This is a genomic window from Thioalkalivibrio sp. ALJ15, from assembly GCF_000383695.1.
Lineage (GTDB): Bacteria > Pseudomonadota > Gammaproteobacteria > Ectothiorhodospirales > Ectothiorhodospiraceae > Thioalkalivibrio.
Map to the genome: position 1 here is coordinate 626218 of NZ_KB912056.1, position 21766 is coordinate 647983.

Consider the following 21766-nt stretch of genomic DNA (forward strand, 5'->3'; position numbering starts at 1 on the left):
CGCTAGCCGCGGTCGACCTCGCGGGTATGGGTGCGCAGGGCCTGCTTGCGTGCCTCGATGCCGCCACCGAGGTACTCCGGGGCGATCGCCTCGAGGCGCGTCGGGCAGGGCAGACGGGACTCACCTTCGCAGACGCTGTCGATGGTCAGCGAGGCGAAGTTGTCGCGCGACAGCGGCTTGCCGGGCACGAACTCGAACACGCTGGCCTGCAGCTTTCCGGCCCAGTCGGGGAGCGCGATGACCGGGCGGCGGTGGCCGATCAGGCGGCCGACATAGCGCACCAGCTCTTCCAGGCTGTAGGTCTGCGGACCGCACAGCTCAAAGCCTTCGCCGAAGGTCTCCGGATCCTCCAGGGCATCCACGAAATGCTCGGCGACATCGCCCACGTAGACGGGCGCGAACTCCGCGTCCGCCCTTGCCAGCGGCATGAACGGCGAGATCTTCAGCAGGGTGGCGAAGCGGTTCAGGAAGGAGTCGTCGCGCCCGAAGATCACCGACGGACGAAACACCGTGACCGGGAACGCATCGCAGGCGAATACCAGCTGTTCAGCCTCGCCCTTGGTGCGCAGGTAGTGGCTGGGCGGGTTCTCCATGTCGGCCTTCAGCGCGCTCATCTGCAGGAAGCGGCGCACTCCGCAGCTTTCGGCGGCCGCCAGGGCCTTCTGCGTCAGTTCCACATGCGCGGCGCGAAAGCCCGAGCCGTTGCGGCCGCGCTCGTTCAGGATGCCGACCAGGTTGATCACCGCGTCCTGCCCCGCAAAGACGCGCTCCAGCGTGGCCGGGTCGTGGGCGCTGCCCTCGACCAGATCGACCTCGGGGTTCACCAGCAGGTCACGGTGGCGGTGCGGGCGCCGCGACAGCACGCGCACGCGGATACCGCGATCGATCAGGCGGCGGATGATCTGGTGGCCGACAAAGCCGGTGCCGCCGAGGAGGCAGACAGAGCGAATCGAATCAATCGACATGGTCCCAAGGTCCTTCCGAAAGCCAGTGGGGCTGGTCTTATACTCGGGTGACTGTCAATCTTCAAACCGGGTTCCGCAAGCGCCCTTTAAACTTCAGAGGCCTCGACATGACCGACCTGACCGCGATCAATCCCGCCACTGGCGAAACACTGGCCCGGTACCCGCGGATGGGTCCCGAGGCCCTGGAGGCCGCGCTGGCGCGGGCGGCCAGCGCCCAGCAGGACTGGGCGGCGCATCCGGCTTCGGTACGGGCCCAGTGCCTGCGCGATCTGGCTGCCGTGCTGCGGGATCAGCGCGAGGCGCTGGCGCGCACTGCCACTCAGGAGATGGGCAAGCGCCTGGTCGAGGCACGTGCCGAGGTCGACAAGTGTGCGAATGGCTGCGAGTACTACGCCGATCGCGGTCCGGACTTTCTCCAGGACACGATGATCGCCTCGGACGCGAGCCGCTCGTTCATCGCCTGGCAGCCACTGGGCACCGTCCTGTTGGTCATGCCCTGGAACTTCCCCTACTGGCAGGCCTTTCGTCAGGCGCTCCCGGCGACCCTTGCCGGCAACACCGTGCTACTCAAGCATGCCTCCAATGTCCCAGGCTGCGCCGAGCACCTGGAGCGTGTGTTCACTGAAGCCGGTCTGCCCGAAGGCGTGTTCCAGAACCTGCCGGTCGGGTCGGACGCGGTAGAGGGCATCATTGCCGATGCCCGCGTGCAGGGCGTGAGCCTGACGGGATCGGAAAGGGCCGGGCGCGCGGTGGGCGCGGCTGCGGGCAAGGCGCTCAAGACCTCGGTGCTGGAACTGGGCGGCTCCGATGCCTTTATCGTGCTGGCGGACGCCGACCTCGACCATAGCGTCGAACAGGCGGTGCGCGGGCGCTTCCAGAATAACGGCGAGACCTGCATCGCCGCCAAGCGATTCATCGTCGAGGAATCGATCGCGGACGCCTTTGTGGAGCGATTTCGGACGGCCATCGAGGCGCTGGTAATCGGCGACCCGATGAGCGACGACACGAATATCGGGCCGCTGGCGCGCGACGACCTGCGTGACGAGCTGCACGACCAGGTCCGGCGCAGTGTCGCCGCCGGCGCGCGGCTCGTTACCGGCGGCGAGCCGCTCGAGCGGGCGGGCTACTTCTACCCGCCCACGCTGCTGGACGCGGTCGAACCGGGTATGCCCGCCTTCGACGAGGAGACCTTTGGCCCGGTCGCCGCGGTGACCCGCGCACGCAACGCGGATCACGCGATCACGCTCGCCAATCGTTCGCGTTTCGGTCTGGGCGGCAGTGTCTGGACCGCCGACCCGGTACGTGGCGAGGCCCTGGCCCGGCGCCTGGAATGCGGCTGCGCCTTCGTCAACGGCATCGTCAAGAGCGACCCGCGCCTGCCCTTCGGTGGGGTCAAGGACTCGGGCTACGGCCGCGAGCTCTCCGAACTCGGCATCCGCGAGTTCCAGAACGCCAAGACGATCTGGGTGGGATAGCACCACCCTGGCCAGGAGCGTCCTCTAGTGCGCGGGAGCGCTCCGGGGGCGGGCGCGGTACAGGCCGAGTTCCAGGCGGCTGTGGTGGTCGGCGTGATCACGCTTTTCCAGGATGCGGGCCACCAGGGGCTCGTCGCGGTCCAGCAGCTCGGCGGCTAGGCCGTTGCGGTCCCGTGGCAGGTAGCCGAGTTGGTGGTCGACCCAGTCGATGGCGACGGCCTTGTCGTCGTGGGGGTTCAGCCGCTCCCGGCGCAGGGTCAGGGCCTGGCCGCGCTTCAGGGCGTTCCACAGCTTCGGCGCATCGTGGTGGCGAAAGCCGGCCAGCGGGATGGTCTGCAGCAGTTCCTCGGTGGTGGCGGTGGCGCTGTAGCGCCCGCGCTTGGCGTAGTAGCCGCGCAGGGTGGGGATCGGGCGGGCCTGCTGGGTCTTGTTCGGCATTTCGGACTCCCTGTGGTCTGGATCTTGGGGTCCGTTGTAGCACTGGGGGTGGCTCACAGAATGAGCCACCCCTGTTAATCACCTCTTGAATGCCCCTGGACGGCTTCCCAGTGCACGGTGTCGCCACGCCGAATGGTGCCCGGCCCCAGGGGCCGCAGGCAGATACCGCTGTCCTGGCGCAGGGCCCCCGCGAGGTTGTAGCCGACCACCTGGTTGAGCCAGCCGCAGGGCGGGCGCGGCCGGGTGATGGCGAAACGCACGGCACCGATGCGCAGGGTCCCCGCGCGCGGGCTGCGTCGGAGGCCGCTGACCACGAGGTTGCGGCGGTGGTCGCCGGGCACCGGGGTTGCGGGCTGGCGCAGGCGGCGCGCCCGCCGCGTGGCGCGCTCCATCTCGGCGCTGCAGATGAGGGTGACGGGGCAGGCTTCCACCGTGTGCCAGTGGCCATGTCCGGTGGCGTAGCGATCTCCGGTCAGGCCCGCTTCGGTGACATCCACGGCGGCGCGCTCGCACATGGGTGCGCCGGCCTGGTCGGCGATCCAGATCGCCTCCAGTCGGCCGGAGGCGGTGGTGGATTTGCGGTGGGCCAGCCAGCGGCGCAGCATCAGGACGAAGCCGGGTATTGCGCAGCGGCCTCGTGCAGCGTGGCGGCGACGCGGGCGCGCAGGGTTTCGGGGGCCAGGACCTCGACCCCGGCGCCGTGGCGCAGGATCTCCTGGATCAGCTCGGTGGGATCCCCGAAGGGGACTCGCAGATGGTAGTGCTCGCCTTCGAAGTGGCCGGTCTGGTCCGGGTGCCAGGTCTCGTCCGCGACCCAACGCGCGTGTTCCGGGGTGAAGCGCAGCACCGCCCATTCCTGCGCGGGACCGGTGAAGATGCCGAAGGCCGCGCCGGTGTGGGCATCCAGCGTGGACTCGTCAATATCGCGGTAGGTGCCCTCGGCCGGGGCTGACGAACGGATGCGTTCCAGGGCAAAGGTGCGCAGGTCCTGTGCCTGCTCGCACCAGGCGATCAGATACCAGTTGTCGCGGTAGTAGAGCAGGCGTTGCGGGTGCACGACGCGCCGGGTCGCGGTGTCGCGGGCGCGACCGTGGTACTCGATTGCGATTGGCTGTTCGTCCAGCGTGGCGGCGGCCACGGCCTGAAAGCCCTCGCTCCGCCCGACCCGCTGCGCCAGCGGCTGGATGCGGATGCGACGACGCACGGCGTCCGGCTGGTGCCCGCCGCTGGCGAGCAGCTCGCGGATACGACCCTTCAGTGGACCCAGCGTGGGTGCCAGCAGACCCGGCTGCACGTCTTCCAGCAGCTGCTCCATGGTCAGAAGCGCCAGCAATTCGGATTCGTTGAACCACAGCCCCGGCAGTTCGAAGGCCGGGGCGTCCTGCCCATATCGGTAGCCGTTGGCCTTCGGGTCGTACTCAATCGGCGCCTGCATGAAGTCGCGCATGTACTCGAGGTCGCGCTTGATGGTGGCGCGCGAGACCTCGAGCCGTTCCATCAGGTCCGCCAGTGACGGCGGGCGCCGCGCCTGCAGCAGGCGGTGCAGATGAAAGATGCGTTCGGCGCGGTTCACCGGGTCAGCAGGGAGACGGTCATGTTCGGAACGCTAAGCGTAAATGCGGTCTTTTCGCAATGCTGTGGGCTTGATGGTGGGTCGGAGCGCTCCCGGTCGAGCCGATGACCTGGAGGTTTCGTGCACGGCGTTCGGAGCGATGTGTGTCTTCGCAGGCCGTTAATTGTGCAAGGGGGCACGGCGATGTCGATGAAGCTTCGCGTTGCGAATTGCGCCGACAGACGGTCAGCCCTTCCAGGCATGCTTCCAGCATGAGCTCCCGAATCGTTTCATGTTCGGACTCCCGGGAGCGTGGCCCGCAGCAGTCATCTGGTGCGACTGTGCCGGACTCGAACAGGTGGTGCAGATCCTCTCCCTGCCACTCGGCGATGACGCGGCGTGAGGCGCTGTCGATGATCCGCAGCGAAGGGTGGGTGCGTTCCAGCCAGGCATCCAGTGTGAACATCCGAGACCTCCTAAAGTAAATGAGAAGCGTTCGCAATTGAAGGTTGAAGAAAGACAGCGCACGGGTCAAGTGGCTTTCCGGGTTTTTGTGAAAAATTCAGACCCATCCGCCTCTCGGGTTGCCAAGGGAGAGATGCTGCGGCTCCTGCCGCTCGCGCCCAGGAGGTTGTTTCAGTGGGGCAGGCCCCGCGCGATACCGGAGACAATCGTCATGGATAGTCCAGACGGAGCGCGAGGCGGCGTTGGCCGGGGGGAATAGGGGGCGATCGATGCACCGCACCGCGCCCATTTTCCGACGAGTAGCGTTTGCCCTTCATCAGGATGGCCTGTCCAGCTTCGGTGATTAACGGAGAGCGCCCGCCTAGCACGCCCTCGTTGTCGTTCTGTTGCAGTCGTTCGCGGTTCAGGTGTCGCTCGTCCGCGTACTCGGTGCTGGGCCCGACGTAGGTGCACAACATCCGAAGGACATTGTTGTCCACATGGAACAAAGGGCAGGGCTGGTGATCGAGGACTTCGAGCTGAATCCTGACGCTGACCGCGCTCGCAACGATGGCGAATGCATGGGCGAGATGTTCAATGTCCCGGCCCAGCAGATGGACCTGGAATGGGGGCTGTCCGGTGGCTTCCAGGAGCCGGAGCCGTACCTGGTCGGGACGGCAGCGGGTATCCAGCAGCATACCCGGCTCGGTACTGGCCAGGGCTTCCGACTGAGTTGACAGGGCTGGGCCCAGAGATCGCCTCCAGATCAGGGAATTGACCTCTTCACGGTGGATGCCCAGGAGCTCCCGGGCCTGGTCGACGAAGCGGTGATGGCTGGAAGGCCCTGGGCGATTCGCGGGTTGATTCTCCGGACTCATGCGGATGAAACCTCTCGGGTCCGGGATTCTTCCGGCGATCCCTCGGGCTCGTCCGAAAGGCGCCAGACCGGAAACGGGTCCTCGAAGTACTGCCATTGCTGCGGGCCCGCCGCCATTTCGTCGTCGGTGAGCAGGCAGGCATCGAGACGCTGGCGCATGGCGTCTGCGTCCATTTTTATACCGATCAGTACGATCTCCTGGCGGCGATCGCCGAAACGTTCGTCCCATACTGGCGCTATGGCCGTGTCCCACCAGTCCTCGTTAGTGGGACGTTTCTCCGGCGGTACGGCGGCCCACCAGAAGCCGGCGGCGTGATGCGTCAACGCGCCGCCGGCCTGCGACAGTGTGCCGGCCCAGTCCGGGCGCGAGGCCAGCCAGAACCAGCCCTTGCTGCGGATCACGCCGGGCCACTCCTGGTGCAGCAGGTCAAAGAAGCGGGCCGGGTGGAACGGGCGATTCACCCGATACACGATGCTCGAGATCCCGTATTCCTCGGTTTCCGGCGTGTGTCCGCCCATCATCTCCTGCGCCCAGCCAGCGGCCTGCGATGCGCGGTCGAAGTCGAAGCGGCCGGTGCCCAGAAGCAGTTCGAGGGGAACGTTGCCATGGGTGGCCTCGATCACATGCGCTTCGCGGTTCAGGCCGCGGACCACGCCGCGAACGGTCGCGAGTTCATCGGGCGTCGCGCGGTCCACCTTGTTGATGATGATGACATCTGCAAACTCCATTTGATCCACCAGAAGGTCGACGACGGTGCGCTCGTCCTCCTCGCCCAGTGATTCACCCCGATCCCCTAGATAATCGGTGGAGGCATAGTCCTTCAGCAGGGCGCCGGCGTCGACGACGGTCACCATGGTGTCGAGGCGGGCGACATCATCCAGGGACTGACCGTTCTCGTCGCGGAAGGCGAAGGTGGCGGCCACGGGCATGGGCTCGGAAATGCCGGTGGATTCGATGACCAGGTAGTCGTATTGCCCGGATTCGGCGAGGCGGCGCACCTCCACCAGCAGGTCGTCCCGCAGCGTGCAGCAGATGCAGCCGTTGGTCATCTCGACCATGCGGGCATCGGTACGGGTGACGGCATCCTGGCCGCCGCGCACCAGGGCGCTGTCGATGTTGATCTCGCTCATGTCGTTGACGATGACCGCGACGCGCAGCCCCGACTGGTTGTGCAGGATGTTGTTCAGCAGCGTGGTCTTGCCGGCGCCGAGAAAGCCGGAGAGGACGGTGACGGGAAGACGTTTCATTGCTACCTCCAGGGGAAATGCTCGGGCCGCTGGAGCGCGCCCGAGTCGAATGGGGATGCGGCCTCAGCGAACGATTACGTGCTCGGTCTTTTCCTGGCGTTCCTTGACTTCGATGCAGAGGGTCGCCGTGGGACGCGCCAGCAGGCGTGGCAGGCCGATGGGTTCACCGCTCACTTCGCAGTAGCCGTATTCGCCGGTCTGAATACGATCCAGGGCCTGGTCGATCTTTCGCAGCAGGCGTCCCTCGCGTTCCTGTACACGCATGGAGAGGAGCCGGGACTCCTCCATTGCCGCGCGGTCCAGTTCGTCCGGGGTGCGCTCGTTGTCGAGCAGTCCATCTCGGGCACCCTCGATGTCGGCCAGGATCTCGTCGCGCATTTCGAGCAGGCGCTCGCGGAAGTACGCGAGCTGGGGCTCGCTCATGTAGGCCTCGGCAGGCATGGCCAGCAGTTCGTCGCGGGTCATGGGGTTCCGTCGGTTGCGCTAAGGATGTTATACCATAACGTTTCGATTGAGCCCCGACAACACGGATCGGCCACCGTCCTGTGATGGGGTCGACCCGCCTGCAACAAGGTGTCTTATGTCCTCTACCTGTGTGTCTCCGGTCTCACCGGATACGGAAACCTCCGCGACCGATCCGCTACCGGATATTGCCGCGTCGGCTGCTACGCACGCCTCCGCACTCGACTGGGTGGGTATGGAAGACATCACCCTTCCGCTGTATCTGACCGGCCAGCCAGTGGTCGCCCGGGCCAGCGCGGGGGTGAGCCTCGATGACGCGGGCGCGCGCGGTATCCATATGTCACGGCTCTACAGGGCCCTGCGGCAGCTGGAGTCCCGCGAGCTGGACGTTGCGCGGCTGTGTGATGTGCTCGAGGCGTTTCTGGCTTCGCACGGTGGCCTGTCCAGCGTGGCGGAGGTCCGTCTTGCCGGGGAGCTGCCGCTGGAACGGCCGGCCCTGGTCAGTGCGGCCGCGGGCTGGAAGCGCTACCCGTTCCGGATCGCTGCACGCAGCGAGTCCGGGGCTGTGTCCCTGGAACTGGAGGTTCAGGTGGGCTATTCCTCCACCTGTCCCTGCTCCGCCGCCCTGGCGCGGCAGGCGATCCAGGAGCAGTTCGACCGCGACTTCACACGCTCGGCCGTGGATGCGGCAACCGTGCGCGAATGGCTGGGCCGGGCCGAGGGGATTGTCGCGACGCCCCATAGCCAGCGCAGCGAGGCAACCGTTACGGTCGGTCTGGATCCGCTGATATCGACGCTGCCCCTGCCCGATCTGATCGATGGTGTGGAACAGACGCTGGGCACAGCCCTGCAAACGGCGGTGAAGCGTGTCGACGAGAAGGCCTTCGCGCTCGCCAACGGCCGTAACCTGATGTTCTGCGAAGACGCCGTACGGCGCCTGGACAGCACCCTGCGCCCGGAGTACTCCGCCCGCGGCTATCGCATCCACGTTCGCCATCGCGAGAGTCTGCATGCGCATGACGCGGTCGCCCGTGTTGAACGAAGGGTGACCGACCGTCGCTGAAGCCGTCGGCCCGTTGCGGACCGGCATGCCTGGCGGTGACGACGATGCATAAAAAAGCCGCCGGATTGCATATCCGGCGGCAACGCTTACGGAGGTTGGAGAGACCAAAGGCAGAAAGCCGCCTTTCGTCCTGGCGACACACAGCTGTCCGGGCTGCGCATCTAAATGAGAATCATACGCAACTGTGTATTGGTGTCAACATGCTCGGTCAGTAATGCTGTGTGCCGTTTGGTGAGCCGGTATCGGCTTGAGGCTACTCCGGGTTCGGGAGGGTCTGATGAGGCTGCAGCGGGTCGTGCAGGCCGCGATGCCGGTCGGCCATCGGTTCGGCCACGATCAGGTAGTCTGCGCCGTGTTTCAGCCCCTCCTGGCTGCGGGCCAAAGGCAGGGCGCGTTCACGCAGGACCTCGATCTGGTGGTGCATGGCCTTGGCCAGACCCTCGTCGCTGAAATGCGGCAGCTGCCGCAGGCACAGGTCGAGCTGGCCGTTGACGAACCGTTCGCGATAGTGGATGGGAAAATAGCGGACATCCAGAACCCGGAATCCCGCGATTCCAAGCTGGCGCATGACCCAGGATGATGGATATTCGCGATAGGGCCGATTGCCGGCAATCAGCAGGCAGGCGTCACGCAGGCGTCCGATCTCCCTCACGAGCGCGCCGGCTTCATCTTTCGGTTCCACCAGCACGTAGGGTTCGACGCCCACCAGATACAGCCGGTCGCCCACGTGCGGCCGCAATCGGTGCAGGGCGCGGTCCTGCCAGTAGGGCGCGAAACCTTCGATGGCCCCGATAAAGTAGTCCAGCAGCACCGTGTCAAAGCGTTCACCGAACAGAAGCTGATCCGACATCCAGTTGCCGACCAGGATGCGGTCTTGCCGGCGCCGCGCCGTGCCCGCCGCCTTGCGGGTCGTGCGCGCCATCTCCTGGGAGGCCGTCACCGCCGTCCAGCGCTCGGTATCCAGGCGGCTAATCCACTCGATGGACTTGCGACCCGTCCCGGCATCAAGAAAGCTGCCCCAGGGCTGGTCGCCCTGCGCCTTCTCGATGGCCTGGAAAATCGGCGAAGTGCCATTCGCACTGGTGGATGACGAGTGGGCGGTGTTGGATGTCATGGCGTCAGTCGTTGCTTGCGGTGGGGTGGAACGCGTCGGGTCAGCGCAGCATGGCGGCGAGGCGGGCGCCGAGCGCGAGCATGACGTTGACCAGGACCAGCACCGGTGCGAAGGGCTGATCCAGCGGCAGGCTGATGGTCCAGGCGACAAGGAACCCGAACAGGGCGATGCCCTGCGTCCAGAGCACCAGCCCGGTGAGGTTGCGTGCGAGCCAGGCTGCACCCCAGGCCGGCAGTAGCAGGGTGGCCAGTGCAGCCGGAAGTCCCAGGACCATGCTCCCCAGAACGATAGCGGCGACCAGCCAGACGATTTCGCCGAGATGCTGCCAGACAGCCGGCCTGCTTGCCGCCGACACATCCGGTGCGATCTGCGCATGCAGCCATACGCGGAGGAGCACCGGGACCATCAGGAGGGTCAGCAGGCTCAGACCGGTCGCCGCCCAGAGCTCATTGGGGCCGGCAAAGTAGAGCTGGCCTTCGGCCCAGGCAGCGGCCGCCAGGCTGGCCTGAGCAAAGTTGGCGGCCAGTAGCGTGACCGCCGCCAGGCCGGCGAGGAAAACGGCCAGGGGCAGGCGTTCCCGATCCCGGCTGCGCTGCAGCAGCACCATGATCCCGCCACCCAGCAGCAGCGCCACGGGCAGCACCGGCCAGTGCAGGACCGAGGCGAGAACCCCGCCCACGGCTGCCCATTGCCCCAGGGCCAGCGCCTGCCAGACCGATCCGCGCAGGAACAGACCGGCCCCGGCGAGCGCCAGCACCATGGTGACGAGCACGCCGGCAATGAAGGGTGTCAGCAGCAGGTCACCCGGCATCCAGGTACTCCGCAAGTGGATGGTTCTCCAGGCCGAGCGCCTGCAGGAATTCATCGTCGTGGCTGGTGATCAGCATGCTCGTCTCGGCCGGGACCGCCCTGATCAGTTCCACCGCGTCGGCACGGACCTCGGCATCCAGATGGTTGGCGGGTTCATCCAGCAGGATCAACCGCTGCGCCGACGAGTCTTCACCTCGGCTGGTCAGCACGGCGGCCAGACGCAGAAGTTGCCACTGACCGCCGCTCAAGCAGTCCAGCCGCCGATTCAGCAGGGCCCGAACTCCTTCATGTTCGGGCACGCTGGCCCCCATCGCGCGCAGCCAGTCGTCTCCAGACAGGGGCCAGGGCTGCGGGCGGGCGTGGTCCTGAGCCAGCAGGCTGGGTCGCGTACGGGGGGCGAGTTCAAAACGCCCGCCGTGAACGCGGGCCTGTCCGGTGATGGCTTTCAGCAGTAGCGATTTGCCCACCCCATTGGGTCCGGTCAGGGCCCAGCGGGCACCTGCCGGGATCTCCAGGGACAAAGGCCCGATCACCGGACGGTCGAACCCGAGGAGGGCCGACTGGGAGTGCAGGATGGGCGGGACAGGCTCGGGTGGCATGCAGGTTCGAAAGAATGGGGCGGTGGCCAATGATAACGGACCCGGAAAGTGGCTTTCCGGGTCCGTCGTGACAGCGGCTTCTGCTTTCTTCAGCGCTGGGGCAGGGCCTGCGCCCAGGTGCTCATCAGTTCGAGGTAGCCATCGAGGCCGGAGTCCGCCGGCGGATCCAGCGGTACGGCGTGCGTCGGCCAGCCCAGGTTCCGTTCCAGGAATTCCGCGCCGCGAGGCGGCTGGAACTCGGCGTACAGGACAGTGCCCTCGGTGCCTTCGAGATCGTCCACGAGGCTGCGCAGATGGCGCGCGGTGGGCGGGATCCCCGGCGCCGCTTCCAGATAGCCGACGATCTCGACTGGCAGCCACTCTTCCAGATAGTCGAGGTCCTCGTGGTAGACCACGATGCGCTGGTCAGGCTCCACGCGCTCGGCCAGCTTCTCGGCGTGTTCGCGCAGGCTTTCGGCGGCTGCCTCTGCACGCTGCACGAAGGCCTCGGCGTGATCCGGCCGCAGTTCTCCCATGCGCTGTCCCAGTGCCAGGGCGAGTTCGGCCATACGCAACGGGTCGGCATTGAAATGCGGATTGCCCTCCTCGTGCACGTGGCCCATGTTCGGCCCGTCCATGGTGATGGAACGGCGCAGTTCGACCTTGTCGGCCGCGCGGAAGTGGCCCGGCTGCCCCGAGTTGATTGCACGGTTATTGGCGCCGCGCTGGGCGGCGGGCAGCCAGCCTTCTTCCAGACCGGCGCCCAATTCCAGCAGCATGTCGGCCCGGCGCAGGGCGGCCATGAAGCTGGGGCGGGCATCCAGGTAATGTGCGTCGCGGTCCGGCGGCGCGAGCACGCGGACCTCGGCCTCGTCGCCTCCGATCTCGCGGGCCAGGGCACCGAGGCTGGATGTAGTGGCCACGATGTTCAGTCCGGCGGCTGCCTGCGCGGGTAGCAGGATGAAGGTGAGTGCCGCCACCGAGGCCACGGCGGCGAGGGTCCGGGTGATACGGGTGCGAGTCTTGCTAAAGGACATGCGGGACTCCTGGTCATTTCGGGATACGGATGGGGCCGACAGGGCATCAACGGTCCTGCCGACCCTGAACGACGCGATACTGATCAGAAGCGGTGGGCGCCGTGCGCGCCGAGGGCCACGTTCAGCTGCAGCATGAATTCCAGCCCGCGGTCGCGATCACCGTCCTCGTCGACGAAGTCGTTCTGCGACAGCTGCGCGCGCAGGAATACCGGCTCCACGGGGCGGAAGGTGACCTGGGCGGAGTGGCGGTAGCTCGTGCCAAAAGAGGGCTCCGCAAAGTTGCGCTCGCTGCCTTCGTTGGTGGGCAGCCCGCGATTGGTCAGGCCCAGGGCCTCGGAACGCAGGCCGGCCTCCCAGCGTGGGGCGAAGCCGTACACCCCCTGGATATAGAGACCATCCTGGCGCGCCTTGCCGCTACCCTGGGCGTTGCCGGCGATGGTGGTCTGGTCTTCGCGACGCTGGTAGTCGACGTCGATCTCGCGATAGAAGTACTCGCCCTGCAGCCGCCAGTCGCCGTGCCCGTAGGCGCGGCCCGAGCTGTACTTGTAGACGGCGTCCAGCCCGGCGAACCAGGCATCGCCATCCCATTCCTCCAGGCCGGAGCCATGCTCGGTCTCTTCCTGCCAGGTGTTTGCGTAGCCGCCGGAGACGCCAAACTGCATGGCGTGATCCGGTCCCAGATCCGGGCCGAACTTGGCGAATGCGGTAACGAGCCGGGGTCCCGAGACATCCGAGAACGAGGATCGAATGTCGTCCCCGGCGTTGGTGGTATGCGTGCCGCCGCCGCCCTGATAGGGGATAAAGCTGTTGTCGCCCTGAAGCAGTTCCACCCCGAGCTGGATGTAGGTCTCGGTCGGAGCGAGCCAGGTGGCCTGAACGCCAGTTTCCTGCAGTCCGTGGTCGCCGAACAGATATTCGTTGACCAGCGGGCGGTCGACGAAGTCCCAGTCATGGACGTGGCGGCTGTTGATGTAGCCGATGTCCGACAGGAATTTACCTGCCTTGACCTGGAAGCCGCCGGGCAGGGCTCGGGTGGTCAGGTAGGCCTCTTCGACTTCAACATGGTCCTCGTCGAAACCGATCATCAGCACGCCATCGAACAGATCGCCGAGGTTGGCCTCGAACACCAGCTCGCTGTGCCCGAGGTTGAAGCCGTCGTCGAACCCGTGGTCATGCCCGTTTCCGTGGTCGTGCCCATGGTCATGGCCGTCATCGAAGCCGGCTGGGTCGCTGATCCCGCGGGACATCTCGTTGTAGTAGACCCCTTCCAGGATCAATGAGATATCCAGCCCCCAGTTGCGGTCTCCCGCGCGCGTCTCCCACTGCTGGGCGGTGGCGGCGGTCGGCACGGCGAGTGCCAGGGCGGTCAGTCCGCCCAGGGCGGGACGGAGCAGGTGTGTGTTGTGCGGCATGACGGACTCCCAAACATGTATAGACACGCCGAAGGCCTCGGCGTGAATAAATTGTTATATCGTTACACGACGATGTCACGTTATAAGATAACGTTCTGGGGCGCAACCCCGACGGCGGCCGGAGGGACTACAGGTGCCTGGGAATCCCGACGCTTGTCAGGGCTTTGGCCCAGACCTCGAGCTTGGCCTCGAAGCTCCAGCGGGCGTTGGCCGGACTGGTCGATGGCAGGCGCAGGGCCTCGACGCCGAGTGCCCGGGTTTCGTGCAGACGGCGTGCGCTTTCCGCGCCGTTGTGCAGGGCGAGGCGCAGTTCCGGCGCTTCCCGTGTCAGCCGCGTGAGGTCGTTGGGTACGGCGGCACGGATGGCGCTGTCCAGGCTGCCCTCGCGCCGACAGGTGCCGTAGACATCCCAGAGGCCGATGCGGTGCGTGAGCAGGCGCTGGATGCGTTCGGGGTATTCAAGATCGGGGAAGGGCTCGCCGAGGATGGCGGCCATGATCGGCCAGAACTGGTTGCGCGGATTCGCGTAGTACGCCTGTGCCTGGAGGGAAGCTACGCCGGGGAAGCTGCCCAGCACGACGGCGCGGGTGCGGGTGTCCAGGACCGGGGGAAATGCCTGGAGGGTGGCGGGCACGGCAGTCAGGCGTTACGGCAGTCCGCGCAGTGCCCGTGCAGCTCGACCATGCGCGAGTCGATCGCAAAGCCCTGGGCGGTGGCCTGGGCTTCGAGTGCCTGGGTGGCTGGCTCCGGGGTATGGAACTCGGTGATCTGGCCGCAGCCGTCACAGATCATCAGCGCGGATTCATGGCGCTCACCCGGGTGGGAACAGGCGACGAAGCCGTTCAGGCTCTCGATGCGGTGGATCAGGCCCTGCTCCAGCAGGAAGGCCAGGGTCCGGTAGACCGTTGGTGGCTTGATGCTGTGGTCATCCGAGGACAGCGCATGGATCAGGTCGTAGGCCTTGATCACGCCGTCGGTGCGCAGGATCTGTTCGAGGATGCGGCGGCGCTGCTCGGTCAGCCGCGCACCGCGTCGGGTGCAGACACGCTCGGCGTCCGCCAGTGCCTGGTCGATATCTGCCGGACTGTGGGAATGCGCTGTCGAGGTCATGGGGCCTAGGATAGCGGAAAGTGGCTCGGGCCTCTCGGCGTTGGTCGAGGGCCCCTGCCTCGCTAGCGCCGCTCGATCTCTGTTGAATCTGCGTCTTGCGCCGCGGGGGTGGCCGAGGCGGCATCCGCAGGCGCCGCTTGCGTCGCTTCGTGACGCGCAAAGACCCCGGCTGCCCAGCGCGCGCGCTGCTCGGGCGGTTCGGTGCCGTCGCGCCCGACCAGGTGCGCGTCCACCGCGAGCAGCCGGCTCTCCAGTCCCTCGCCATTGGCGATCTGGATCGCAAGCCCGGGGCGGGCATTGAGTTCGAGAATCAGGGGGCCGCGGTCCTGATCGATCACGACGTCCACGCCCAGATAGCCCAGTTTGCTCAGTTCGTAACAGCCTGACGCCAGCTGCATCAGTTCATTCCAGCCGGGGATTTCCAGCCCGACAATCGAGTGTTCGGTGTCGGGGTGTTCCCAGATGGGCCGGTTGTGCTGCACGCCGCCGATGGTCCTGCCGGAAGCCAGGTCGATCCCGGTGCCGACCGCACCCTGGTGCAGGTTGGCCTTGCCGTCGGAGTCCTGGGTGGGCAGGCGCATCATGGCCATGACCGGGTACCCCCGGTAGACAACGGTCCGGATGTCGGGCACGCCACGATAGGTGATCTGGTCGAAGGCCGAGGAGAACCGGACCCGCTGCTCGACCATCGCGACGTCGGGACGTCCGCCCAGGCTGTACATCCCGGAGAGGATGTTGGAACAGTGGTCGTGCAGCTCGTTCATCTCCATCGTGCGACCGCTGGCGCGCCGCAGCCGATCCCCGCGCCAGCCGGTAATGACCAGGATGCCGTCGCCGGCGGCCCCGTGCGCCGGCTTGATCACGAAGCCGTCGGGATAGGCGCGCAGCAGCCGCTCGAGTTTGCGAATCTCGTGATGCGAACGGACGACCCCGTAGAGTTCGGGCACCGAAAGGCCGGCATCCAGGGCGAGGCGCTTGGTCTCCAGCTTGTCGTCCACCCGCGGGTAGAACCGTCGGTGGTTGTACTGGGCGATGAAGCGGGCGTTGCGCGCGTTCATCCCCACAATGCCCTGCTCGCGCAGGGTCCGTGGGAGCACGAAGCGTGGCAGCCAGCCCATGCTAGCGATCCTCCGAGCGTCTGGAGGGCTGCATGGCCTCCTGCATGCGGCCGAAACGGAACAGCTCGCTCAGGCGATAGCCCGTGTAGCGCCCGAGCAGCAGGGTCATCGCCAGCAGTACCAGCAGCAGTTCGGGGAATACGAACAACAGGTGTTCCAGGTGGCGATTGGCCATCAGCCCATAGGCGGCGGCGGCCACGGCCAGGCTGCCGATGCCCTGGGTGATCGCGTCCGATGGACCGTGTTCTTCCCAGACCACGGACATGCGCTCGATCGTCATGGCCAGGATGACCATCGGGAACAGCGACAGCGCGAGCGCCCGCTCGAACCCCAACTGGTGCGAAAGGATGCTGATCCCGAGCATCAGCATGATGACCACGCTGACCACTGCCGCCAGTCGTGGCACGAGCAGTAATCGCAGGTGTTCGAGATAGAAGCGCACGGCCAGGCCGAGCGACACGATCAGGGTGAACAGGATGATCCCGGCCAGCAGCTGCGTCTCGCGAAAGGACAGCGCGATCAGCACCGGCATGAACGTGCCGAATGTCTGGACGCCGATCACGTTGCGCAGGAACACGATGATCATGGCCCCCAGGGGGACCATGAGCAGCACGCGGTAGGTGTTCTGGGTCCCCAGCGGGAGATTCAGGGTGGAGAACTCCATCAACTGGGCGTTGACGGTCTCGCCGAATCGCTGGGCAGTGGTCAGGGCGTCCTGTACGCCCCGCGAGACGGCAAAGCGGACCTCGGCGTCGCGTCCGTTGGAGACCTCCAGCAGGGGCGCGGACCCATGGGCCCAGACGACCACATCGTCCGGGTATTCGATCTCGCCCGACAGCGGGTGAATGGGCACCCAGCGCCGCGTGTTGTGGACCTCGATCCAGGTTTCCGGGCGTATGTCGCGGCGCCCGTCGCGCAGGTGCAACGTGGTGACCATGCGCGCGGGAATCCGGGCCGTGGCCAGGAGTTCGATCAGGGTCTGGCTGCGTTGCACGCGGTCGCTGCCGTCATCGGCGAATACCGCGGCATTCGATGCGGGCGCGGCGTGGGCAAGGTCATTGACCAGCACCGAGGCGAAGGTCTGAATATCCGAAGATCGGCTGCGGACGTCCTCGATCAGCGCATCCGCTGCGGAGCGGTAGGGCTCGGTCCATTCAGGGGCCCCGACGGGGCCTGGGTAGTCAGCGTCCGAGCGGTCATCGCTGTCGCGGTAGAGGGTCGCCCGGTAGTACAGCACCTGTTCTCCGCGCGGCTGCCGTGTGGTCCATTGGGCAATGCGGTCGTCCTGGCCGCGCAGCGTATTCAGGCCATAGCCGCGCGAGACGAAGCCTTCATCCAGGATGGCGAAATTGGGCAGGCGATCCGGGATGCGCAGCTGCACGTTGGCCGCACCGCCGGTGGGCTGATAGCGAACGCGTGCTTCAACCTGCCAGGTCTCGGCCGATGCCCCGGGCATGACGGGCATGTCCAGGGCGATGACCTTGTACGCAAAGATCCCGAGCCCGATCGTGCTCAACAGCACGATCAGGATCGGGAGATGAAAACGTCTCACGAATCGTCGTCTCCGCAGTCGGGCGCGTAGGTATGTTCGGCCCCGGAGTCGACCAGAATATGCCCGGCCAGGTGCGTGCGACCAATGAGGGCCTGATAGGTGAGGTTAGTGCGGTCGATGAGGGTCGTGTCGCCCTTGATGCGCTGGTCGCCGATGCAGAACTCCATCGCGATTACCGGGCGCTCCTGGCTCTCGCCGCTGTGACGGCGGATACGGACGATGCGCTCGACCGGGCGTTCCAGGGTGATATAGGCGTCGTCGTCATCGGGGTCGATGACATCGAAGCGGATCCAGTCCTCGCCGTCGCGCTCGAACTTTTCCTTGTTGAGTGCGTTCAGGGACGATGATGTCGCCCCCGTGTCCAGGCGCGCCTCCAGCACAATCCCCTCGCCCACGATCTCGACATCTTCGACGGTGCCCAGAATGGCCAGGGATGACGGATCTTCCTTCGCGTGTACTGGGGCCAGGGCAAGGGCCAGGCCCAGCAGCATTCCCCCGAAAGCGGTTTTCGTTAAGCTGGACGGAAGGGTTGGGCGTATGGACACGGGGCCTCCTCGGGTATGGGGGACAAAATGGATCCTAGTGTATCCCAGAGGCGTCACGGCCCATGTTAGACAGTTCACAAACCTTCTTGGGAGGCGCGATGCGCTGGGTAGTCGATCTCGACGATCTGAATATGGACGATGTGGCCAGGGTGGGCGGCAAGAACGCCTCCCTGGGCGAGCTTCTGCGCGAGCTGGGGCGGGCGGGTGTGCGCGTGCCCGGCGGGTTCGCGACCACGGCCGACGCCTTCCGCGCGCATCTGGAGCACGAGAACCTCGCTGCCCGGATCAAGGCGCGCCTGGCCGATCTCGACATCAACGACATCGAGGCCCTGCGCGAGGCGGGGCGCGAGGTGCGCGGCTGGATCGAGGCGGCGCCACTGCCGGACGAACTGGAACAGGCGGTGCGCGAGCACTACGCCAAGCTGGGCGATGACGTGCCCGTCGCCGTGCGCTCATCGGCCACCGCCGAGGATCTCCCCGAGGCCTCGTTTGCCGGACAGCAGGAGACGTTTCTGAATGTGCGCGGTATCGATGCGCTGCTCGCGCGCTTGCGCGAGTGCTTCGCCAGCCTCTACAACGACCGCGCGATTGCCTACCGGGTGCACAACAACTTTGCCCACGACGAGGTGGCCCTCAGCGCCGGCGTGCAGCGCATGGTGCGTTCCGATGTCGGGGCGAGCGGGGTGATCTTTACCCTCGACACCGAGAGCGGGTTTCGCGACGCGGTGTTCATCACCGGCGCCTGGGGTCTTGGCGAGACCGTCGTGCAGGGCGCGGTGAACCCGGACGAGTATCAGGTCTACAAGCCGGCACTGGCGGCGGGCAAGCGCGCGATCATCGGTCGCACCCTAGGCACCAAGGCTGTCCGCATGGTCCTGGACGAGGGTGGCACGCGCACCGAAGACACGCCGCGGGACCTGCGCGAGCGCTTCTGCCTCAGCGACGCCGATGCCGAGCAGCTGGGTCGCTTTGCGGTCGCGATCGAGCAGCACTATGGCCGGCCCATGGATATCGAATGGGCCCAGGACGGCGAGACTGGCGAGCTGTTTATCGTGCAGGCGCGCCCGGAGACGGTGGAGAGCCGCGTCGAGCTCGGTGCGGGCGAGCGCTACGAGCTGGCCCCGCACAGCGAGACGCCGCTGGTCACCGGCAGGGCGATCGGCTCGAAGGTCGGTGCCGGGGTCGTCCGTGTGCTGGACTCCCCGGATTCCATGCACACCATGGAGGAGGGCGACATCCTGGTGGCGGACATGACCGACCCGGACTGGGAACCGGTGATGAAGCGCGCCGCCGCGATCGTGACCAATCGCGGCGGGCGCACCTGCCACGCGGCGATCATTGCCCGCGAGATGGGCATCCCGGCGGTGGTCGGCTGCGCCGATGCGACCGAGGCCCTGTCCGATGGCATGGAGGCCACCGTCTCCTGTGCCGAGGGTGACGATGGTCATGTCTACGCCGGGCGGCTCGACTATTCGGTTAAGAAGGCCGATGTCGGCGAGCTGCCGGAGCTGCCCGTCAAGCTGATGCTGAACGTGGCCAACCCGGGGCGTGCCTACGCCTTCTCCCAGCTGCCGCATGCCGGGATCGGGCTCGCACGGCTGGAGTTCATCATCAACGGCACCATCGGCGTGCACCCCCTGGCGTTGCTGGACTATGCCGAGGACCCGGGGCGGCTGGATGCCGATGTGCAGGAGCGCATCGCCGAGCGCCTGCGCGGGTTTGACGACGGCCCGCGCGAGTACTTCGTGCGCAAGCTGTCCGAGGGCATTGCCACGCTGGCTGCGGCCTTCGCACCGGAGCCGGTGATCGTGCGCCTGTCGGACTTCAAGTCCAACGAATATGCCCATTTGATCGGGGGTTCGGGCTACGAGCCGGAGGAGGAGAACCCGATGCTCGGGTTCCGCGGCGCCTCGCGCTATCGCTCCGACACCTTCCGCCCGGCCTTTGCGATGGAGTGCGAGGCCCTGCGTCGTGTGCGCGAGGAGATGGGGCTCGAGAACGTGCAGATCATGGTCCCGTTCGTGCGCACGCTGACCGAGGCCGAGGACGTGATCCGCGTACTCGGCGAGGAGGGGCTGCGCCGCGGCGAGAACGGCCTGAAGGTCGTGATGATGTGCGAGATCCCCTCGAACGCCCTGCTGGCGGCGCGCTTCCTGGAGCACTTCGATGGCTTCTCGATCGGCTCCAACGACCTGACCCAGCTCACGCTCGGAGTCGATCGTGACTCCGGCCTGGTGGCGGATTCCTTCGACGAGCGCGACGATGCGGTGAAGGCGTTGCTGACCATGGCGATCCGGGCCGCGAAGGATGCCGACAAGTACGTCGGGATCTGCGGGCAGGCCCCGTCCGACTACCCCGAGATGGCCGCGTGGCTGATGGACGAGGGCATTGATTCCTTGTCGTTGAACCCGGATGCACTACTCTCCACCTGGGAGCAACTGGCAAAGGCAAGGGGATAGGACATGGCCGATCCGCGGTGCCCGCAGGTGTATCTGGTGTCTGACGGGACCGGGATTACCGCGGAGACGCTGGCGCGTTCGCTGTTCACCCAGTTCCCGGACCTGGATCCGGCCTGGCATCGGTTGCCTTTCGTGCAGACCCCGGGTCGGCTGTCCAGCGTGTTCGCTCGGATCGAGGCCGGGCCGCAGCCGGCGCTCGTCGTGGCCACCCTGGCCAATGCCGACCTGCGCCAGGAACTGCGCCACAGCCCCGTCCCGGTGATCGACGTGTTCGGGGAGCAGGTCGGGCGACTGGAGGAGGTGCTCGGGGTCACGGCCCAGTCGGTATCCGGGCGGGCCCACGGCATGGGCGATGTGACGCGCTACGACCGTCGCATCGAGGCCCTGAACTACACGCTGTCGCACGACGACGGTCTGGCCACCCAGGATCTTTCCGTCGCCGATGTGGTGCTGCTGGGCGCCTCGCGTTCGGGCAAGACACCCACGAGTCTCTACCTGGCGATGAATTACGGGCTGTTCGCGGCCAACTACCCGCTGGTGCCGGAGGACCTGGGCCGGGATGATACCCCGCACATGCCGCGCAGCCTGCGCGGTCTCGGCGGGCGTATGGTCGGGCTGACCATCACCCCCCAGCGTCTGTCACAGATCCGCGAGGGCCGCCGCCCCGGCAGTCAGTACGCAAGCCTTGCCCAGTGCCGCGCGGAATGTGCCGCGATCCAGGAGTTCCTCGAGACCTGGGCCATCCCCCACCTGGATGTCACCGAGCTGTCGATCGAGGAGATCGCGACCCAAGTGCGCGACACCCTGGACCGGACCTGAGGCGGCTGGGCGCCCTCGGTCCGTTCAGCGTCTTCTTGGCATCCCGCCGGGCATGCCGGACAATGCTGCGCACTTTCCGTTGAATTGCCGCAAGGAGCCCGCATGAACGCCGCCGGACCCGGACAAGAGATTGCCATCTTCCTGATCAGCGTCGTCTTCGGGATCTACATCATCCTGCTGATCCTGCGCACGATCTTCGGGCTGGTGCGGGCGGAGTACCACAACCCGATCTCGCAGACGATCGTCATGCTGACCGACCCGCCGCTGCGCATCCTGCGGCGGGTGATCCCCTCGGTCGGGCGGGTCGACCTGGCCGCGATCGTGCTGATTATCGTGCTGAAGTGCGTTGAACTCTGGCTGCGCGCCGCGATCCTCGGCGCGGACGTAGGGTTTGGCGTGATCTTCTACGTTGCCATCCGCGAGGTCCTGACCACCGTGATTTGGGTGTTCATCATCGCCCTGATTGTCGAGGTCGTGATGAGCTGGATCCAGGCCGGAGGCGGTGGCGGGGGGCACAACCCCATCCTGCGCCTGGTCGGCGACGTCAATCGGCCTATCCTCGGTCCGCTGCGCCGGACGCTGCCGCGGGCCGGGGCGATCGATTTTTCGCCGATGGTCGCACTGGTCGGTCTGTACATCTTGCTGATTCTGGTGCGCTCTTTTTGATCGAGACCATCCGCGCCCCGAA

23 protein-coding genes are annotated in these 21766 nt (G+C 66.5%); 5 read left to right on the top strand and 18 right to left on the bottom strand.

Features of this window, described 5'->3' with window-relative positions:
• Nucleotides 1-2: 2 nt before the first annotated feature.
• Nucleotides 3-965, bottom strand: coding sequence for a complex I NDUFA9 subunit family protein (locus tag G015_RS0102960; RefSeq protein ID WP_018139458.1), 963 nt, complete (start codon nt 963-965; stop codon nt 3-5).
• Between the two features lie 107 nt (nt 966-1072).
• On the opposite strand from G015_RS0102960, the gene G015_RS0102965 reads away from it, so the two are divergent.
• Nucleotides 1073-2440 carry an NAD-dependent succinate-semialdehyde dehydrogenase gene (locus tag G015_RS0102965; RefSeq protein ID WP_020146132.1) on the top strand — a complete coding sequence of 456 codons (1368 nt, stop codon included), beginning with the start codon at nt 1073-1075 and terminating at the stop codon, nt 2438-2440.
• A 24-nt stretch (nt 2441-2464) separates the two neighbouring features.
• Here the strand turns inward: G015_RS0102965 and G015_RS0102970 are convergent, their stop codons facing one another.
• From G015_RS0102970 to dksA, 7 genes are all read right to left on the bottom strand, one after another.
• Nucleotides 2465-2878: an HIRAN domain-containing protein gene (locus G015_RS0102970; protein WP_020146133.1), complete on the bottom strand. Its 414-nt coding sequence runs from the start codon at nt 2876-2878 to the stop codon at nt 2465-2467.
• 74 nt (nt 2879-2952) lie between these two features.
• Nucleotides 2953-3483, bottom strand: coding sequence for an MOSC domain-containing protein (locus G015_RS0102975; protein ID WP_020146134.1), 531 nt, complete (start codon nt 3481-3483; stop codon nt 2953-2955).
• Nucleotides 3483-4451, bottom strand: a complete 969-nt coding sequence (locus tag G015_RS0102980; RefSeq protein WP_020146135.1) for a YafY family protein — start codon at nt 4449-4451, stop codon at nt 3483-3485. The genes G015_RS0102975 and G015_RS0102980 overlap by 1 nt, the downstream gene beginning before the upstream one ends.
• A gap of 19 nt (nt 4452-4470) precedes the next feature.
• Nucleotides 4471-4896: a hypothetical protein gene (locus G015_RS14220; protein ID WP_155987372.1), complete on the bottom strand. Its 426-nt coding sequence runs from the start codon at nt 4894-4896 to the stop codon at nt 4471-4473.
• A gap of 208 nt (nt 4897-5104) precedes the next feature.
• Nucleotides 5105-5752 (bottom strand): DUF1826 domain-containing protein, encoded by a 648-nt coding sequence (locus tag G015_RS13870; RefSeq protein WP_083925115.1) that lies wholly within the window; start codon nt 5750-5752, stop codon nt 5105-5107.
• On the bottom strand, nt 5749-6999 hold the full coding sequence (zigA, locus tag G015_RS0102990; RefSeq protein WP_020146136.1) for a zinc metallochaperone GTPase ZigA: 1251 nt from the start codon (nt 6997-6999) through the stop codon (nt 5749-5751). The genes G015_RS13870 and zigA overlap by 4 nt, the downstream gene beginning before the upstream one ends.
• A 63-nt stretch (nt 7000-7062) precedes the next feature.
• A complete protein-coding gene (dksA, locus tag G015_RS0102995) occupies nt 7063-7464 on the bottom strand; it encodes an RNA polymerase-binding protein DksA (protein ID WP_018139451.1) in 402 nt (133 codons plus the stop codon).
• 115 nt (nt 7465-7579) lie between these two features.
• Between dksA and folE2 the strand changes: the two genes are divergently transcribed.
• Nucleotides 7580-8524, top strand: coding sequence for a GTP cyclohydrolase FolE2 (gene folE2 / locus G015_RS0103000; RefSeq protein ID WP_081622285.1), 945 nt, complete (start codon nt 7580-7582; stop codon nt 8522-8524).
• 253 nt (nt 8525-8777) lie between these two features.
• On the opposite strand, the gene G015_RS0103005 is transcribed toward folE2, so the two are convergent.
• The 10 genes from G015_RS0103005 to G015_RS0103050 form a co-directional block, all read right to left on the bottom strand.
• A complete protein-coding gene (locus G015_RS0103005) occupies nt 8778-9638 on the bottom strand; it encodes a class I SAM-dependent methyltransferase (protein ID WP_012983800.1) in 861 nt (286 codons plus the stop codon).
• Between the two features lie 40 nt (nt 9639-9678).
• A complete protein-coding gene (locus G015_RS0103010; protein WP_012983799.1) occupies nt 9679-10449 on the bottom strand; it encodes a metal ABC transporter permease in 771 nt (256 codons plus the stop codon).
• Nucleotides 10439-11047: an ATP-binding cassette domain-containing protein gene (locus G015_RS0103015; protein ID WP_012983798.1), complete on the bottom strand. Its 609-nt coding sequence runs from the start codon at nt 11045-11047 to the stop codon at nt 10439-10441. Before G015_RS0103015 ends, G015_RS0103010 begins: the two co-directional genes overlap by 11 nt.
• Before the next feature lie 89 nt (nt 11048-11136).
• Nucleotides 11137-12063 carry a metal ABC transporter substrate-binding protein gene (locus G015_RS0103020; protein WP_012983797.1) on the bottom strand — a complete coding sequence of 309 codons (927 nt, stop codon included), beginning with the start codon at nt 12061-12063 and terminating at the stop codon, nt 11137-11139.
• A gap of 83 nt (nt 12064-12146) precedes the next feature.
• Entirely contained in the window at nt 12147-13475 is a 1329-nt protein-coding gene (locus G015_RS0103025) for a hypothetical protein (RefSeq protein WP_012983796.1), read from the bottom strand.
• 127 nt (nt 13476-13602) lie between these two features.
• Nucleotides 13603-14109 (bottom strand): DNA-deoxyinosine glycosylase, encoded by a 507-nt coding sequence (locus tag G015_RS0103030; protein WP_012983795.1) that lies wholly within the window; start codon nt 14107-14109, stop codon nt 13603-13605.
• Between the two features lie 5 nt (nt 14110-14114).
• On the bottom strand, nt 14115-14585 hold the full coding sequence (locus G015_RS0103035; protein ID WP_012983794.1) for a transcriptional repressor: 471 nt from the start codon (nt 14583-14585) through the stop codon (nt 14115-14117).
• A gap of 62 nt (nt 14586-14647) precedes the next feature.
• The gene (locus G015_RS0103040; RefSeq protein WP_012983793.1) at nt 14648-15703 is read right to left on the bottom strand and encodes an alpha-L-glutamate ligase-like protein; all 1056 of its coding nucleotides are present in this window, start codon (nt 15701-15703) and stop codon (nt 14648-14650) included.
• Between the two features lies 1 nt (nt 15704).
• The gene (locus tag G015_RS0103045) at nt 15705-17255 is read right to left on the bottom strand and encodes an inactive transglutaminase family protein (protein ID WP_012983792.1); all 1551 of its coding nucleotides are present in this window, start codon (nt 17253-17255) and stop codon (nt 15705-15707) included.
• Nucleotides 17252-17746 carry an ATP-dependent zinc protease gene (locus tag G015_RS0103050; RefSeq protein ID WP_018139442.1) on the bottom strand — a complete coding sequence of 165 codons (495 nt, stop codon included), beginning with the start codon at nt 17744-17746 and terminating at the stop codon, nt 17252-17254. The genes G015_RS0103045 and G015_RS0103050 overlap by 4 nt, the downstream gene beginning before the upstream one ends.
• 152 nt (nt 17747-17898) lie before the next feature.
• Between G015_RS0103050 and ppsA the strand changes: the two genes are divergently transcribed.
• From ppsA to G015_RS0103065, 3 genes are all read left to right on the top strand, one after another.
• Nucleotides 17899-20259, top strand: coding sequence for a phosphoenolpyruvate synthase (ppsA, locus tag G015_RS0103055; protein ID WP_020146137.1), 2361 nt, complete (start codon nt 17899-17901; stop codon nt 20257-20259).
• Between the two features lie 3 nt (nt 20260-20262).
• On the top strand, nt 20263-21078 hold the full coding sequence (locus G015_RS0103060; RefSeq protein WP_018139440.1) for a pyruvate, water dikinase regulatory protein: 816 nt from the start codon (nt 20263-20265) through the stop codon (nt 21076-21078).
• Nucleotides 21079-21180: 102 nt separating this feature from the next.
• Nucleotides 21181-21744 (top strand): YggT family protein, encoded by a 564-nt coding sequence (locus tag G015_RS0103065; RefSeq protein ID WP_018139439.1) that lies wholly within the window; start codon nt 21181-21183, stop codon nt 21742-21744.
• Nucleotides 21745-21766: the final 22 nt, after the last annotated feature.